Annotated in this window: 17 protein-coding genes; 13 read left to right on the top strand and 4 right to left on the bottom strand. The window is 70.7% G+C overall.

The window, feature by feature from the left end; genetic code table 11:
* The first annotated feature begins 39 nt into the window (after positions 1 to 39).
* The 3 genes from hemE (at position 40) to hemQ (ending at position 3345) form a co-directional block, all read left to right on the top strand.
* Positions 40 to 1077: a uroporphyrinogen decarboxylase gene (hemE, locus tag AMIS_RS33660; RefSeq protein ID WP_014446935.1), complete on the top strand. Its 1038-nt coding sequence runs from the start codon at positions 40 to 42 to the stop codon at positions 1075 to 1077.
* A 136-nt stretch (positions 1078 to 1213) separates the two neighbouring features.
* Positions 1214 to 2647, top strand: coding sequence for a protoporphyrinogen oxidase (hemG, locus tag AMIS_RS33655; protein ID WP_014446934.1), 1434 nt, complete (start codon positions 1214 to 1216; stop codon positions 2645 to 2647).
* The gene (gene hemQ, locus AMIS_RS33650) at positions 2644 to 3345 is read left to right on the top strand and encodes a hydrogen peroxide-dependent heme synthase (protein ID WP_014446933.1); all 702 of its coding nucleotides are present in this window, start codon (positions 2644 to 2646) and stop codon (positions 3343 to 3345) included. The genes hemG and hemQ overlap by 4 nt, the downstream gene beginning before the upstream one ends.
* A gap of 437 nt (positions 3346 to 3782) precedes the next feature.
* On the opposite strand, the gene AMIS_RS33645 is transcribed toward hemQ, so the two are convergent.
* On the bottom strand, positions 3783 to 4229 hold the full coding sequence (locus tag AMIS_RS33645; protein WP_014446932.1) for a GNAT family N-acetyltransferase: 447 nt from the start codon (positions 4227 to 4229) through the stop codon (positions 3783 to 3785).
* An 82-nt stretch (positions 4230 to 4311) separates the two neighbouring features.
* On the opposite strand from AMIS_RS33645, the gene AMIS_RS33640 reads away from it, so the two are divergent.
* From AMIS_RS33640 to AMIS_RS33615, 6 genes are all read left to right on the top strand, one after another.
* On the top strand, positions 4312 to 4587 hold the full coding sequence (locus AMIS_RS33640; protein WP_041831546.1) for an isoamylase early set domain-containing protein: 276 nt from the start codon (positions 4312 to 4314) through the stop codon (positions 4585 to 4587).
* A gap of 65 nt (positions 4588 to 4652) precedes the next feature.
* Positions 4653 to 5258, top strand: a complete 606-nt coding sequence (gene wrbA, locus AMIS_RS33635) for an NAD(P)H:quinone oxidoreductase (RefSeq protein WP_014446930.1) — start codon at positions 4653 to 4655, stop codon at positions 5256 to 5258.
* Between the two features lie 21 nt (positions 5259 to 5279).
* Positions 5280 to 6077 (top strand): thymidylate synthase, encoded by a 798-nt coding sequence (locus AMIS_RS33630; RefSeq protein ID WP_014446929.1) that lies wholly within the window; start codon positions 5280 to 5282, stop codon positions 6075 to 6077.
* A 10-nt stretch (positions 6078 to 6087) separates the two neighbouring features.
* The gene (locus AMIS_RS33625) at positions 6088 to 6588 is read left to right on the top strand and encodes a dihydrofolate reductase (protein ID WP_014446928.1); all 501 of its coding nucleotides are present in this window, start codon (positions 6088 to 6090) and stop codon (positions 6586 to 6588) included.
* A 104-nt stretch (positions 6589 to 6692) separates the two neighbouring features.
* Positions 6693 to 7721, top strand: a complete 1029-nt coding sequence (locus tag AMIS_RS33620; RefSeq protein WP_014446927.1) for a glycosyltransferase family 2 protein — start codon at positions 6693 to 6695, stop codon at positions 7719 to 7721.
* Position 7722: 1 nt separating this feature from the next.
* On the top strand, positions 7723 to 10113 hold the full coding sequence (locus AMIS_RS33615) for a hypothetical protein (protein ID WP_157435168.1): 2391 nt from the start codon (positions 7723 to 7725) through the stop codon (positions 10111 to 10113).
* 3 nt (positions 10114 to 10116) lie between these two features.
* On the opposite strand, the gene msrB is transcribed toward AMIS_RS33615, so the two are convergent.
* On the bottom strand, positions 10117 to 10521 hold the full coding sequence (gene msrB, locus AMIS_RS33610) for a peptide-methionine (R)-S-oxide reductase MsrB (protein ID WP_014446925.1): 405 nt from the start codon (positions 10519 to 10521) through the stop codon (positions 10117 to 10119).
* A 62-nt stretch (positions 10522 to 10583) separates the two neighbouring features.
* On the opposite strand from msrB, the gene AMIS_RS33605 reads away from it, so the two are divergent.
* The 3 genes from AMIS_RS33605 to ligD all read left to right on the top strand — a co-directional run bounded on the left by AMIS_RS33605 (position 10584) and on the right by ligD (position 12830).
* On the top strand, positions 10584 to 11072 hold the full coding sequence (locus tag AMIS_RS33605) for a hypothetical protein (protein WP_014446924.1): 489 nt from the start codon (positions 10584 to 10586) through the stop codon (positions 11070 to 11072).
* Between the two features lie 100 nt (positions 11073 to 11172).
* Positions 11173 to 11709 carry a hypothetical protein gene (locus AMIS_RS33600; RefSeq protein WP_041830227.1) on the top strand — a complete coding sequence of 179 codons (537 nt, stop codon included), beginning with the start codon at positions 11173 to 11175 and terminating at the stop codon, positions 11707 to 11709.
* A 98-nt stretch (positions 11710 to 11807) separates the two neighbouring features.
* Complete coding sequence (ligD, locus tag AMIS_RS33595; protein WP_014446922.1) at positions 11808 to 12830, top strand: non-homologous end-joining DNA ligase; 1023 nt, start codon at positions 11808 to 11810, stop codon at positions 12828 to 12830.
* On the opposite strand, the gene AMIS_RS33590 is transcribed toward ligD, so the two are convergent.
* Positions 12825 to 13280: a GNAT family N-acetyltransferase gene (locus AMIS_RS33590; protein ID WP_014446921.1), complete on the bottom strand. Its 456-nt coding sequence runs from the start codon at positions 13278 to 13280 to the stop codon at positions 12825 to 12827. The two genes, ligD and AMIS_RS33590, sit on opposite strands and share 6 nt — an antisense overlap.
* 56 nt (positions 13281 to 13336) lie before the next feature.
* On the opposite strand from AMIS_RS33590, the gene AMIS_RS33585 reads away from it, so the two are divergent.
* Positions 13337 to 13792 carry a potassium channel family protein gene (locus tag AMIS_RS33585; protein WP_014446920.1) on the top strand — a complete coding sequence of 152 codons (456 nt, stop codon included), beginning with the start codon at positions 13337 to 13339 and terminating at the stop codon, positions 13790 to 13792.
* Here the strand turns inward: AMIS_RS33585 and AMIS_RS33580 are convergent.
* A complete protein-coding gene (locus AMIS_RS33580; protein WP_014446919.1) occupies positions 13743 to 15305 on the bottom strand; it encodes an alpha/beta hydrolase in 1563 nt (520 codons plus the stop codon). The genes AMIS_RS33585 and AMIS_RS33580 overlap by 50 nt on opposite strands.
* Positions 15306 to 15321: the final 16 nt, after the last annotated feature.

Here is a 15321-nt window from a genome sequence, read left to right as displayed (position 1 = left end):
CGCCGCCGGGGAGGAACACTGCCGTGGCACCATGAGCCGGTGACCGTTCTCGAAGCTTCCCCCTTTGTCCGGGCGTGTCGCGGCCTTCCGGGCCCGCACACGCCGGTCTGGTTCATGCGGCAGGCCGGGCGTTCGCTCCCCGAGTACCGCAAGATCCGTGCGGGGGTCGGCATGCTCGAGTCGTGCCGCCGTCCCGATCTGGTCACCGAGATCACCCTGCAGCCGGTCCGGCGGCACGGCGTCGACGCCGCGATCCTGTTCAGCGACATCGTCGTGCCGGTCGCCGCGGCCGGGATCGATCTGGACATCGTGGCCGGCACCGGCCCGGTGGTGGCCGAGCCGATCCGGTCCGCGCCCGACCTGGAGCGGCTGCGCCCGATCACCCCGGACGACGTGGACTTCGTCGCCGAGTCGGTGCGCCTGCTCGTCGCCGAGCTCGGCAGCACGCCGCTGATCGGTTTCGCCGGCGCGCCGTTCACGCTGGCCAGTTACCTGATCGAGGGTGGGCCGTCCCGGACGTACCTGAAGACCAAGGCCATGATGTACGCCCAGCCCGACCTGTGGCACGCGCTGCTCGGCCGGCTCTCCGAGATCACGCTGACGTTCCTGCGTACCCAGGTGGACGCCGGGGTCAGCGCGGTCCAGCTCTTCGACTCCTGGGCCGGCGCGCTCTCCGAGGCCGACTACCGGCAGTACGTGCTGCCCCACTCGGCCGCGGTGCTGAGCGGGCTGGCCGGCGCCGGGGTGCCGCGGATCCACTTCGGGGTCGGCACGGCGGTGCTCCTCGAGGCGATGGGCGAGGCCGGCGCGGACGTGGTGGGCGTCGACTGGCGTACCCCGCTGGACGTCGCCACCAAGCGTCTCGGCCCGGAGAAAGCCGTCCAGGGCAACCTGGACCCGGCGATCCTCTTCGCCGGCTGGGAGACCGTGGAGCGGGAGACGCGCCGGGTGCTCGCGCAGGGCGCCGCCGCTCCGGGTCACGTCTTCAACCTGGGTCACGGTGTGATGCCGGAGACCGACCCGGAGATCCTGACCCGCCTGGTCGCCCTGGTGCACGAGGTGTCCGGCCGGTCCTGACGGCTGCCTCGGCGGGCCGTTTTCCGTCCCGGCGGGATTAAGGACTTGTGTCCCTGGCCGCCCGGGACACCGGCCTGGAAGGGTTGCGTCACAGCCGGCCGACCCTGGGTGGGCGGAGCCGGGCGGACCTGGGAGTGTGGGAATCGTGCGGAAGCGGATCGCGGTCATCGGTGGCGGCATCGCCGGGCTGGCGGCTGCCGTGCGCCTGCGGGAGCAGATCCCGGAGGGCGCCGACATCGTCGTGTTCGAGCAGAGCGGCGCCCTGGGCGGCAAACTGCGCACCGGTGAGCTCGGTGGTCTCACGGTCGAGCGGGGCGCCGAGTCCTTCCTGGCCAGTGGCCCGGACGGGGCCGACTCCGCGGCGGTGACGCTGGCCCGCCGGCTCGGTCTCGGCGACGCCCTGGTGCACCCCGCGCGACAACCCGCCGCGCTCGCGATCGACGGCCGGCTCACCCCGATCCCGGGTGGCACCCTGGTCGGCGTCCCCGGCGACCTCTCCACGCTGAACGGCATCGCCGACGCCGATCCCGCCGCCGATCAGGATCTCGGCCGCCCGCTGCTCGGGCCGGACGAGGACGTCGCGGTCGGCGCGCTGGTCCGCTCGCGGTACGGCGCCGAGGTGGTCGACCGGCTGGTCGACCCGATGCTCGGCGGGGTCTACGCGGGCCGTGCCGACCAGCTCTCGCTGCGGGTCACCATGCCGCAGCTGGCCCGCACCGCCGAGACCGAGCACACGCTGCGCGCCGCGGTCCGGGCCGCCCAGGCCCAGTCCCGCCGGGTGCCGGGCAGACCGGTCTTCGCGGCCGTCGACGGCGGGATGAGCCGTCTGGTCTCCGCGGCAGCGACGGCGAGCCGGGCCCGGATCAGCCTGGGGCTGCCGGTGCGCGAGCTGATCCGCACCGCCACCGGCTGGCGTCTCGTCCTCGGGCCGGCGCCCGCGCCGCGGACCGAGGACGTGGACGCCGTGGTGCTCGCCGTCCCGGCGAAACCGGCGTCCCGGCTGCTCGCCGAGGTCGCGCCGGCGGTGGCGCAGGCGGTCGGCACGCTGACCTACGCGAGCGTCGCCCTGGCCGGCCTGGCGCTCCCGCCGGGCACCGTGCTGCCCGAGCTCTCCGGCTTCCTGGTTCCGCCGGGGGAGGGCACGCTGGTCAAGGCGGCCACGTTCTTCACCCGCAAATGGCCGCACCTGGACCGGCCGGGAGGTCCGGTCGTGGTGCGCGCCTCGCTGGGCCGGGCCGGCGAGGAGGACCGCCTGCAGCTCGACGACGCCGCGCTGCTGGAGTGGGCCCGCCGCGAGCTCGGCGAGTTGCTGGACCGGGCCCGTCAGGAGCTCGGCGAGCCGGCCGGCGCGCCGCTGCCGGCGCCGGCAGCGTCCTGGATCCAGCGGTGGGGCGGCGCCCTCCCGCAGTACGCTCCCGGCCACGCCGACCGGGTCGCGGCGGCCCGGGCCGCGCTGCCGCCGGGTCTGGCGCTGGCCGGGGCGGCGTTCGACGGTGTCGGCATCCCGGTGTGTGTGGCAAGCGGCGAGCGCGCCGCGGACGATGTGAGCAAGTTCTTGGAGGAAGCATGAGCGAGCAGACCAACGCGGCGCGGATCAACGAGCTGAACGCGACGATCCGTTACACCATGTGGTCGGTGTTCCGGGCCGCGACGCCGTTGCCGGCGCTTCGCGAGGACCTGGCCGGTGAGGTCGACGCGCTCTTCGAGCAGCTGTCCGGGAAGGACGTGACGATCCGCGGCACGTACGACGTGTCCGGTCTGCGCGCCGACGCCGACGTGATGATCTGGTGGCACGCGGCGACGCCTGATGCGCTGCAGGACGCCTACGGGCTGTTCCGCCGCACCGCGCTCGGCCGGCACCTGGAGCCGGTGTGGTCGCAGATGGCGCTGCACCGCCCGGCCGAGTTCAACCGCAGCCACCTGCCGGCCTTCCTGGCCGGCGAGGAGGCCCGCGCCTACATCTGCGTCTACCCGTTCGTCCGCTCCTACGAGTGGTACCTGCTGCCCGACGCCGAGCGCCGTCAGCTGCTGGCCGAGCACGGTCAGATGGCCCGGCCCTACCCGGACGTCCGCGCCAACACGGTCGCCTCGTTCGCCCTCGGCGACTACGAGTGGATGCTCGCCTTCGAGGCCGATGAGATGCACCGCATCGTCGACCTGATGCGCGACCTGCGTGCCTCCGGCGCCCGCCGGCACGTCCGCGAGGAGGTCCCCTTCTTCACCGGCCGCCGCCGCTCCGTCTCCGAGCTGGTCACCAACCTCCCCTGACCGCGTGTTCCCGGCGTGTGGAGTTCGGGTGCCGGAGCGCGCCCTGGTTCCACACGCAGGAGTGTGCCGGGGCGGTGGGCGCACGCGAACCGTTACTGCGTGCGGTGGTCGCCCCGCCGGTGGCAGTGTTCGGCGGTTCGGTCCGGTGATCACGATCGGTCGGGGGCCTGTCGCTCGTGCCGCCAGGTCACACCCGTGATCGATTGGACCTGAGTGGCGTGCGGTGTTCCCGAGCCGTAGTTCACGGGCGTTCAACGTGCCTGGGCTACGGCTGGCGGTGCCGCAATGCCACTCAAGCTGAGTGGCATCGGTGCCCTGTGTGGGGAGCCGGCGCGGCAGGCCGGGGCCGGCGGCGGGAAGCGCCGGCCCGGCGGACCGTCAGGTGTGCGTCATTCACGGGGCCGCGCTGCTGCGGTTGGGAGCGGCTCCGGGCGTACCTATGCGGGTTTTGCCATGGGGATGTGTGGAATGCCGTCTTCGAGGTATTCGGGGCCGGAGGGGGCGAATCCGAACGTGGCGTAATAATCGGCCAGGTGGGCCTGCGCGTGGAGGACCGCGGGCCGGTTCCCGATCACGGTGAGCGCCTCGGTGATCAGCCGGCCGGCCAGGCCCGCGCCCCGGGCGTCCTTCGCGGTGACCACGCGGCCGATCCGCTCGGCGTCCGGGTCGCGCAGCACGCGGAGGTACGCCCGCACCTCACCGCCCCGCTCGAACCACAGATGCCGGGTTCCGGGCTCGGTGTCCCGGCCGTCCAGTTCCGGGTAGGGGCATTCCTGTTCGACCACGAAGACGTCCACGCGCAACCGCAGGATCGCGTAAAGAGTTGTGGTGTCGAGATCGCGGAACGAGGCCACTCGCAGCTCATCGTGTGGTTCAGGATGCATCGGGACAACATACGCGGCGTGTCCTGACCTTCGGGGCATTCCTGCCGTTGTACGGATGAGGCACCGCTTTGTGGAGGACGCCATGATCAAACGCAGCAAGCTGTTCGGCAACAAGACACGTGTGACCTTCAGCCTGCCGGCGGACGAGCCGGCCGGGCGGGTCAGCGTCGTCGGCGACTTCAACGACTGGGAGCCCGGCCGGCACGAGCTCCAGGCGCGGCGCAACGGCACCCGCACCGTGAGCGTGCCGCTCGACCCCGGCCACTACAAGTTCCGCTATCTGGCGAGCGACGGCGTCTGGCTCGACGACGAGCAGGCCGACGTGGTCGGTCCGAACGGCAGTGAAATTCGCCTATAAGCGTTACAGCCGGCCGCCCGGGGGGATCTGCTGATCGGTAAGCAGCTCACCTTCGAGGAGGAACCGTGGCAGACGTCAAACTGGCGATCATCTACTACTCGTCCACCGGCACCATCCACGGCATGGCGGAACGCCTGCGGGAGGCGGGGGAGAAGGCCGGGGCCGAGGTACGTCTGCGTCAGGTCCCGGAACTCGCCCCCGAGGAGGCGATCGCCTCGAACGCGGCGTGGAGCCAGCACTTCGACCGCACCAAGAACGAGCCGAAGGCGACTGCGGACGACGTGGTCTGGGCCGACGGTGTGCTCTTCGGCACCCCGACCCGGTACGGCAACGTCTCCAGCCAGCTCAAGCAGTTCATCGACACCCTGGGCCCGCAGTGGGGGCAGGGTCTGCTGGCGAACAAGGCGTACGCCGGGTTCACCGCGTCGATGACCGAGCACGGCGGCCAGGAGTCCACCCTGCTGGCGCTCTACAACACGATCTACCACTTCGGCGGCATCGTGGTGGCACCCGGGTACACCGACCCGCTGAAGTTCGCCGACGGCAACCCGTACGGTGTCTCGCACGTCACCGGCGGTAACAACGACGCGCCGCTCACCGGGGTGCAGCACGCCGCTCTCGACCACCTGGCCACCCGAATGGTGACCATCGCCGGGAAGCTGCGCGCCTGAGGATTCGCTACGGTTTGGGCCATGGCCGTCGACACCCAGTACGAAGACCTGCTCCGGCGGGTGCTGCACACCGGAACACCGAAGACCGACCGGACCGGGACCGGCACCCGAAGTCTCTTCGGCGAGCGGCTGCGCTACGACCTCTCCCAGGGCTTCCCGCTGATCACCACGAAGCGGGTGCACTTCAAGTCGATCGCGGTGGAGCTGCTCTGGTTCCTGCGCGGCGACACCAACGTCGCGTGGCTGCACGAGCAGGGCGTGACGATCTGGGACGAGTGGGCGGACGAGTCCGGGGAGCTGGGGCCGGTCTACGGGCACCAGTGGCGGTCGTGGCCCACGCCGTCCGGCGAGGTCGACCAGATCTCCGAGATCCTCGACACGCTCCGGAAGAACCCGGACTCGCGTCGCATGATCGTCTCGGCGTGGAACGTCGGTGACCTGCCGAAGATGGCGCTCGCGCCGTGCCACGCGATGTTCCAGTTCTACGTGGCGGACGGCAAGCTCTCCTGCCAGCTCTACCAGCGCAGCGCAGACCTCTTCCTCGGCGTGCCGTTCAACATCGCGAGTTACGCGCTGCTCACCCGGATGGTCGCGGCGCAGGCCGGCCTCGCGCCCGGCGACTTCGTCTGGGTCGGCGGGGACTGCCACATCTACAACAACCACGTGGAGCAGGTCACCGAGCAGCTGACCCGGGAGGCGTACCCGTTCCCGGAGCTGGAGATCGCCGAGCGGCCCAGCCTCTTCGAGTACGCGTACGAGGATTTCACGGTGGTGGACTACCGGCATCACCCCGCTCTGAAGGCGCCGGTCGCGGTATGAGGAATCCGGCATGAGCGTGCACATGATCTGGGCGCAGGCGCGGAACGGGGTGATCGGCGCGGCCGGTGACATCCCGTGGCGGCTCCCCGGCGAGCAGCGCCTGTTCAAGGAACGGACGATGGGCTCGACAGTGGTGATGGGGCGGGCCACCTGGGATTCGCTCCCGGAACGGGTCCGCCCGCTACCGGGCCGCCGTAACGTCGTACTGACCAGGGATCCCGGCTGGAAGGCCGAGGGCGCGGTGGTCACCCACTCCCCGGAGGAGATCACCGAGGACGACTTCTGGGTGATCGGCGGGGGTGGAATCTACGCCGCGTTCCTCCCCCGGGCGGAGCACCTGGTCCGCACGACCATAGACTTCGATGCGGAAGGTGACACGTTCGCGCCGGATCTCGGTCCGGAGTGGGTGGTGTCCTCGTCCACCGGCTGGATCACGGCCGAGACAGGTCACCGTTACCGGATAGACGACCTGGAGCGGCTTGACTTCCACACCGGTGACACCTTCCATTAGCGGATCTGCGGTACCTTCTGCGACCATTGGCTGGCGAAGATCGCTCGCGTTCCGCGGGCGCACGTAAGCCTTTTCACTTCAGAGCCAGAACCTGGGGACGGCAAATGTCACGTGACTTCGTGCTCAACTCACTGACCCTGTCGGTCGTGACGCCGATGTACAACGAGCGCGAGGCGGTGGACCACTTCGTGGCGCGTCTGCGTCCGGTGCTGGACGGCTTGGGCGTCACGTACGAAGTGGTCGCGGTCGACGACGGCAGCCGGGACGAGACGGTCGAGCGGCTGCTCGAGCTGCGGGAGGACTGGTCCGAGCTGCGCGTGGTCAAGCTGCGCCGCAACGTGGGCCACCAGTCGGCGCTCGCGGCCGGCCTGAAGTCCGCCCGCGGGGAGTACGTCGTGAGCATCGACGCCGACCTCCAGGACCCGCCGGAGACCATCGGCGACATGCTGGCGAAGGCGCGCTCGGAGAACCTGGACGTGGTCTATGGCGTCCGCAGCGACCGCAGCACCGACACGTCGTTCAAGCGCAACACCGCCGGCGTCTACTACTGGCTGATGCGCAAGCTGGTCGGCCCGCACCTCAGTGACCAGGCCGGCGACTTCCGGCTGATGAGCCGCGTGGTCGTGGACACCCTGAACGACCTTCAGGAGCAGCAGCCGGTGTACCGGCTGGTCGTGCCGTCGCTCGGTTTCGCCAGCGGCGAGGTGACCTACGTCCGGGCAGAGCGCGTCGCCGGCGAGACCAAGTACCCGCTCACCAAGATGATCAAGCTGAGCGTGGACAGCGTCACCAGCTTCTCGGCGGCGCCGCTGCGGGTCGCCACCTGGCTCGGCCTGGTCACCTTCATGGTGTGTCTCGGTTTGGTGGTCAGTGGGATCGCGGCGTGGGGCTTCGGTGTTACCGTGCCGGGCTGGACGTCCCTCTACATCGCCGTGCTGCTCCTCGGCGCGGTGCAGCTGATCTGCCTCGGGCTGCTCGGCGAGTACGTGGGGCGAATCTACGCAGCGACCCAGAACCGTCCGAAGTTCCTGGTCGCGTTCGACACGGATGAGCAGGAGCCGATGAGCACGAAGCCGGAGGCCGTCTCGATCGAGGCGGCGGCTGTACCGACGCAGTTGGCGACGCATCGGTGACATGACCACAGAAGTCACCGACACCCCACGAACTGAAGAAACCGGACCGGCCACCGCAGCGGTGGCCGGTCGTCGGCGCTTGGTTCTGCAAAGAGCATTGCTGTCTCCGGGCTGGCTGGCCCTGATCTTCACGCTCGCGGTCACCGCAGTGACGATGAGTTACTACGGCGTCGGCGAGCGGGCCCAGCTCGCGTTCGCGGCGTACTCGCTGGGCTGCGTCACGCTGCCCGGCACGCTGATCTGGCGCGCTCTGCAGGGCCGCTCCGGCTACCTGCCGCTGGACGCCGCGTTCGGCACCGCCGCGGGCTTCGCGGTGGAGCTGCCGGTCTACATGCTGGCCCGTCAGGCCGACCTGCCGTTCGCGGTGCTGGCCTGGCCGATCCTCACCGTCGTGGCGTTCGCCGCGGTGCCGAGGTTGCGCCGGTTCTGGCGCGGCAACGGCGAGCGGATGCCGCTGGGCGCCTCCTGGTCGGCCGCGCTGGGCACGTCGTTCATCCTGATCAGCGGCGCGCTCACGGTCTTCCGGTGGAACCCGCTGAGCGGGCGGAACTACGGCGCCATGCACGTGGACTTCCCGTTCCAGTTCGCGCTGGTCGGCGAGTTCAAGCACGACGTGCCGCTGAACACCCCCTGGGTGTCCGGCGTCGAACTGGTCTACCACTGGTACGTCTATGCCCACGGGGCGGCGGCCAGCTGGATCAGCGGCGTCGAGCCGCAGGTGCTGATCATGCGGCTGCTGCCGGTCCCGATGATCGCCGTCTTCCTGCTCGCCGTGATCGGCCTGGTGCACCGGATCACCGGTCGCTGGTGGCCGGGGAACGTCGCGATCCTGCTGATGCTCGTGGCCGCGGTGACCGTCCCGTCCGGCTGGTCGGCCAAGCCGATGGACGCGATCGTCTTCATCGACAACCTCTGGGTCAGCCCGACACAGACGTTCGCGGCGTTCTTCGCGATCGTGGCGATCTACGTGCTGTGCGGGATCTTCCAGGCCCCGGAGGGCGCCGAGCGCCGCCGCCCGGTGCCGTGGATCGTGCTGGCCGTGCTGATCGGCGCGATGGCCGGGGCGAAGGCCACGTTCGTACCCATGCTGATCTGTGGTCTGCTGCTGGCTCTCTTCTTCCGGCTGGTGCAGCGCAAGCGGCCCGGACCGGAGCTGCCGGCGCTGCTGATCTCGCTCGGCTGGCTGGCGTTCGCGCAGCTCATCCTCTACGGCTCCGGCTCGCAGGGCACCGAGGTGAACCCGCTGCAGACGGTGAAGTACTCGGTGCTGGGCCGGGCGGTGATGGGCACCCAGAACGCGCTCAACGACTGGGGCACGCTCGCCGCGCTGACCGGCATCTCGCTCGGCGCCTGCCTGCTCGGCTGGGCGAGCATGGCCGGCCTGCTGCGCCGGGGCTGGCGGACCGACCCGATCGTGCACGTGATGCTCGGATTCGCGGTGGCCGGACTGGGCGCGCTGTACATCCTGGCGCACCCGGGCATGAGCCAGACCTACTTCGGCCGTTCGGCGACCCCGTACCTGGGGATCCTGGCCGCCCTGGGCCTCGCCGCGCTGCTCCCCGCGGGGAAGCGGGCGCCGGGCCGGTTCTTCGCCGTGGCGGCGCTCGGCGCGGCAGGCGGCGCTGCCGTGCTGCTGGTCATCCGGGCGACCGTGGGGGAGAAGGGGCCGGTCGAGCCGCTCGCCGGCTTCACGGTGGAGCAGGCGACCCGTCCGTACCTGGTGCTGCTGGCCGCGATCGCCGGCCTGGTGGCGCTGGTCGTGGTGGTCGCGCTGCTGGTCAAGCTGGGCCGGGCGCAGGTGCTGGCGGTCGCCACGATCGCGGTGACGGCGATCGCCGTGACGAGCGGTGTGGTGACGAACCGGAACGTCTGGGACGCGCTGACCTCCGGGAAATCGCAGCGGGACCTGGTCTCCGACACCAGCGTCATCGCGATGCCGCGCGGTGCGATCAAGGCGGGGCGCTGGCTGCGGGACCACTCGCATCCGCGCGATCTCGTCGCCACCAACAGCCACTGCCGGCAGGGGTACAGCCCGTGCGACAGCCGGGACTTCTGGCTGGCGGCGTTCTCCGAGCGGCAGGTCGTGCTGGAGGGCTGGAGTTACACCGAGCCGGCGTTCTCCACCGGCGGGCTCTGGGACCGGACGCTGTACCGCAGCACGTTCTGGGACCCGGCCCTGCTGCAGCGCAACGACGAGGTCTTCACCGACCCCACCGCGGAGCGGGTGAAGGACTTCACCGCGCAGCACCGGGTCCGCTGGCTGGTCGCGGTCGGCAGCGTGCCGGTGCCCGACCCGGACCGCAAGGGCGAGGTCTGGGCCAGCCCGGAGCTGGCCCAGTTCGCGACGGAGCGTTACCGCGCGGGTGACGTCACCGTCTATGAGGTGCGCTGAACCCTATTTCGGGTCCAGCCGGATCGACAGGCTGTTCACACAGTGGCGCGTGTTCTTCGCGGTGAAGCCCTCACCGCGGAACACGTGGCCCAGGTGTGAGTCGCAGCGCGCGCACCTGATCTCCACACGGACCATCCCGTGGCTGCGGTCCTCGATCTCCTTGACCGCGCCCGGGATGGCGTCGTCGAAGGACGGCCAGCCGCAGTGGCTGTCGAATTTCGTGTCGCTCGGGTAGAGCTCCGCGCCGCAGGCGCGACAGTCGTAGATGCCCTCGGTCTTGGTGTCCACATATTCGCCGGTCCACGGCGCCTCGGTGCCCGCCTCACGGAGCACCCGGAACTCGGCCGGGGAGAGGCGGATCCGCCACTCGTCCTCGGTGGTCGGCAGCGTGGTCTCATCGGTTGCCATGTGTCAACCGTACGTCGCACCCGGCGTGCGCCGGAGGTGAGAACGATCCCGTTGAGCTATCTATGAAAGCTGCATCCCCGGCGACGTTCCGGCCGACCTGGCAGCAGGCTCTCGGCCACGGTCTCTATCTGGGCGCGCTCAGCGCCGTGGCGGGTGTCACCGCCGCGTTGATGGTGACGCTGGCCTGGCCGGACGGTGGCGGGCCGCCGGGGTGGGCGTTCGCGGCGGTGTTCACGGTGCCGCTGCTGCTCGGCGCGATCCTCGGTGTGATGGCGGGACGGCGCACCGGGGTCGAGGTGGGCGCCCGCGGGATCCGTACCTCGTCGGTCTTCGGTGAGGGTGTGGCGCCCTGGCACCGGGTGGTGGACCTGCGCGCCGAGCGGCGCGGCCGGCGCACCGTGGTCGCCGTCTACCTGGACTCCGGGACCAGCGTGCAGCTGCACGCACCGTACAGCGGAGGCCTCTTCGCCGCGGACCCGCAGTTCGAGCTCAAGGTGTTCGCTTTGTCTCATTTATGGAGGAGTCACCGTTTCGGTGGTCTTCCTAGTTGAAGACCCGCCGAGGGATGTTTCCGGGTAAAACGGGCAATCCCCGCTAAGCTCCCGTGCGACCATGGAACGTACCTTCAGCGACAGAACGGATACTCCTCTCATGAGCTTCTCGCGTCGGCTGACCGCCGGGATTCCCGCGGTCGGCGTCACCGTCCTCGCCGCTCTGGCCCTCAGCGGGTCGCCGGCCACCGCTGCCACCGATGCCGCGCAGGCGGCCCGGCCGGGCGCCGTGGAGAGCTCCGCGCCGGCCGCCACCCGCGGCGCGGACGACTACAACGGCGACACCGGAGCCGAGCAGCCCGCCACCGCGCCGCCGGCGGCGGCCACCGCGACCTCCGACACCACCGGTGGCACCCGCGGCAAGCCGGGTTACGGCGGGGAAAGCCCCACCACGGCGCCGCCGGCCACCACCCCGCCGACCACGCCGCCCGGCACGGTCCAGGCCACCCCGCCGGCCGGGGTCAGCTCGGAGACCGCGTCTCCGGCGCCGGCCGTGACCACCCAGGGCGCCGGCGTCAGCTCCGGGAGCACCCTCCCGGTCACCGGCGCGCCGCTGGCCGGGACGCTCGCGCTCGGTGGCCTGCTGGTCGCCGCCGGGGTCGGCGCGGTCCTGTACACCCGGCGCCGCCGCGCCTGATCCGTCTTCTCGGATGTCACCACCGAAGGTCGCCCGCCGGGTGGCCTTCGGTGCTTTTGCGGGCAGCCCGGGGACGCGGCGGGGCATAAGGTCGGAGCATGCCGAAAGCCGCCGCGGAAGAGATCGAGATCGCCGGCCACACCGTCCGCCTGTCCAGTCCCGACAGGGTGATGTTCCCGAGCCGGGGTTTCACGAAGCGGGACGTCTTCGAGTACTACCTCGCGGTCGGCGACGGCATCCTGCGCGCTCTGCGGGACCGCCCGACGACACTCCAGCGCTTCCCGGACGGTCTCGACGGGGAGACGTTCTTCCAGAAACGGATCCCCACCCGCGGAGTCCCCGACTGGATCCAGACGGCAAAGATCAAATTCCCGAGCATGCGTACGGCCGACGAACTGTGCCCGGCCGACCTGGCGCACGTCGCCTGGGCCGCCCAGATGGGCACCGTGGTCTTCCATCCGTGGCCGGTGCGCGGCGCCGCGCCCGACAACCCGGACGAGCTGCGCGTCGACCTCGATCCGCAGCCCGGCACCGGCTTCGGCGACGTCGTGGCGACCGCCGGCGTGGTGCGCGAGGTGCTCGCCGAGCTGGGCTGGACCGGTTACCCCAAGACCTCCGGCGGCCGGGGCGTGCACGTCTACGTCCGGATCGCCCCGCGCTGGTCCTTCGTCGAGGTGCGGCGGGCGGTGATCGCGCTGGCCCGCGAGGTGGAGCGGCGCAACCCGGACGGCATCACCACCTCCTGGTGGAAGGAGGAGCGCGGCGAGAAGGTGTTCCTCGACTACAACCAGATGGCCCGGGACCGGACGATCGCCTGCGCGTACTCGCTGCGCGCCAACGCCCGGGCCACCGTCTCCGCACCGGTGACCTGGGACGAGCTGGCCGATGTGGAGCCGGACGACTTCGACCTGCGGACCATGCCGGCCCGGTTCGCCGCGTCCGGTGACCCGCACGCCGCCATCGACGCCGTTCAGCACGACATCACCCCGCTGCTGGAGTGGTCCGAGCGCGACGAGAAGGCCGGGCAGGGTGACCTGCCCTATCCGCCGGACCACCCGAAGATGCCGGGTGAGCCGCCGCGGGTGCAGCCCAGCAAAATCAACAAGGCGAACTGGTCATAGCGCCAGCTTGAAGCCCTCGTGCGAGGCGGTGAAGCCGAGCCGCTCGTAGAAGCGGTGCGCGTCCGTGCGCCGCTTGTCGGTGGTCAGCTGGACCATCCGGCAGCCGCGTTCGCGGGCCCGGTCGACGGCCCAGCGGATCAGCTCACCGCCGAGGCCCCGGCCGCGCCGGTCGGAGCGGATCCGGACCGCCTCGATCAGCAGGCGCTCGCCGCCGCCCCGGCTCAGCCCCGGGATGAAGGTGAGCTGGCAGGTGCCGACCACCTCGTTCCGGTCCACCGCGACGATCAGCTCGTTGCGGTCGTCGGCCTCGATCGCCTCGAACGCCGCCCAGATCGCCGCGTCCACATGCTCCGGCACCGTGCCGTACCCGCGCTGCCGGGTGATGTCGTCGTCCGCGAGCAGATCGAGGACGGCGGGGACGTCGGCGCGTGTGGCTATCCGGAATTCCATGATCCCTACCCTGTCACGGGCTGTCGCGCGCCTGCCGCCTCGGGCACCATGGCCCTATGCATGTGCTGCTCACGCTGCCGCGATGGGCCTACCGCGGTGTTGTCTGGCTGGCAAATTCGCCCAAGACGCTGTTGATCGCGTACTCATTGCTGATCGTGGTCTGCGGTTCGTTGTACCACTTCTTCGAGGACAAGTCGTTCGGCGACTCGATCTGGTGGGCCGTGGTCACGGCGTCCACCGTCGGTTACGGCGACATCTCACCGTCGACCGTGCCGGCGCGCTTCATGGCCGCCCTGCTCATCTCGATCATGGTGCTCTTGGTCATCCCGCTGATCACCGCGCATTTCGCCAGCAAGCTGATCGTGGACACGGACGCGTTCCGGCACGAGGAGCAGGAGGAGCTCAAGGCGAACCTGCGTCAGGTCCGGAAACTGCTGGAGGAGATGGCCGCCCGCGAGGGGATCAGCGTGCCGGACAGCGCAGCCCCTCCTGAGGCACCTTCAAGTCGATGAGATAGTCGTCCACCGCGTCGACGATGCACGTCGTCGACGGGTACGCGGTGTGGCCCTCGCCCTCCCACGTCAGCACATGACCCACGTCGGGCCCGAGCATGTTCGCCAGGTCGGCGGTGTTCTCGTACGGCGTGGCGGGGTCGCCCGTCGTGCCGACCACCACGATGGCCGGGGCGCCCTTCGCCGCGCCGGCCGGGTACGGATCGCGCTCGCCGCGCCAGTACGCGCAGGGCAGCATGCCGATCGCGAGAGCCGCGCCGAACATCGGGTACTTGGCGCGCCACTCGCCCTGCAGCTTGCGGATCTCGGCGACGGTCGGTGCGTCGTCGGTGTCCGCGCAGTTCACCGCGAGGTTGGCGTCGAACATGTTGGTGTAGGTGCCGTCCGGCTTGCGTTCGGCGTACTGATCGGCGAGCTTGAAGATGTCCTCCGCGTCCCCGGTCTGCAGCGCGGCGATCGCCTTGGCGAGGGTGATCCAGCTGGACTCGGTGTAGAGCGAGGAGATCAACCCGTAGAAGACCCAGCCGGGTGTGGCGTCGCGGCCGTCGGTGCCGCGTACCGGTGCGGTCTCCGCCTTGGCCAGCGCGTCGGTGACCGCGCCTCGCGCGTCGGGCGCGATGGGGCACTTGGCCGGCGTCTTCGCGCACCACGCCGTGAAGTTCGCGAACGCCCGCTCGAAGCCCTTGGCCTGCGTCTCGGCGCCCTGCACATAGTTCTCGGTCGGGTCGATCGCGCCGTCCAGCACCAGCGCCCGCACCTTCTCTCCGAAGAGCTGGGCGTAGGTGGCGCCGAGCAGCGTGCCGTAGGAGAAGCCCAGGTAGCTGAGCTTCTCGTCGCCGACCGCCGTGCGCAGCGCCTCCATGTCGCGGGCCGCCTGCTCGGTGGAGAAGTTGGGCAGCTGGTCGCCGTACTTCGCGGCGCAGCCGTCGGCGATCTTCTTGTTCAGCGCGGCGATCTTGTCGAAGTCGGCCTGGCTCACCGGGTCCGGATCGCCGCCGAAACTGGCGTCCTGATCGCGGTCGGCGATGCATTTCACCGGGTTGGACCGGCCCACGCCGCGCGGGTCGAAGCCGACGATGTCGAACTTGTCGGTGATCTCGGTGGGCAGGCCGCCGAGGGCCTGGCCGAAGGAGAGGTAGACGGCGTAGTCGATGCCCGAGGCGCCGGGGCCGCCGGGGTTCAGCAGCAGCGATCCGATCCGGTCACGCTGGCTCGCCGACCGGATCCGGATCATCGCCACGTCGTAGGTCTCGCCGCTGTCCGGCTCGTTCCAGTCACGAGGAACCGGCACCGAGGCACAGTCGTAGGACATCCCGCGCGCGGCCTGTCCGACCAGCTCGCGGGGCACGTCCGGGCAGGGCGTCCAGTCGGCCGTGCCGCTCGCACCCGGGCTCGTGCCGGCGCCGCCCGGGCGGGCCGGCTCGTCCGCCCCGTTCGGCGCGAACGCGGGCAGGGTGCACCCCGACAGCGACAGGACGAGCACGGCGAGGAGTGCGACGAAGCGGCGATCCACACGACGACCCTATCCG

The organism is Actinoplanes missouriensis 431, assembly GCF_000284295.1.
GTDB classification, from domain to species: Bacteria; Actinomycetota; Actinomycetes; order Mycobacteriales; family Micromonosporaceae; genus Actinoplanes; species Actinoplanes missouriensis.
Note: the sequence above shows the minus strand (reverse complement) of the source record. Positions and strands in the feature narration are given on the sequence as shown.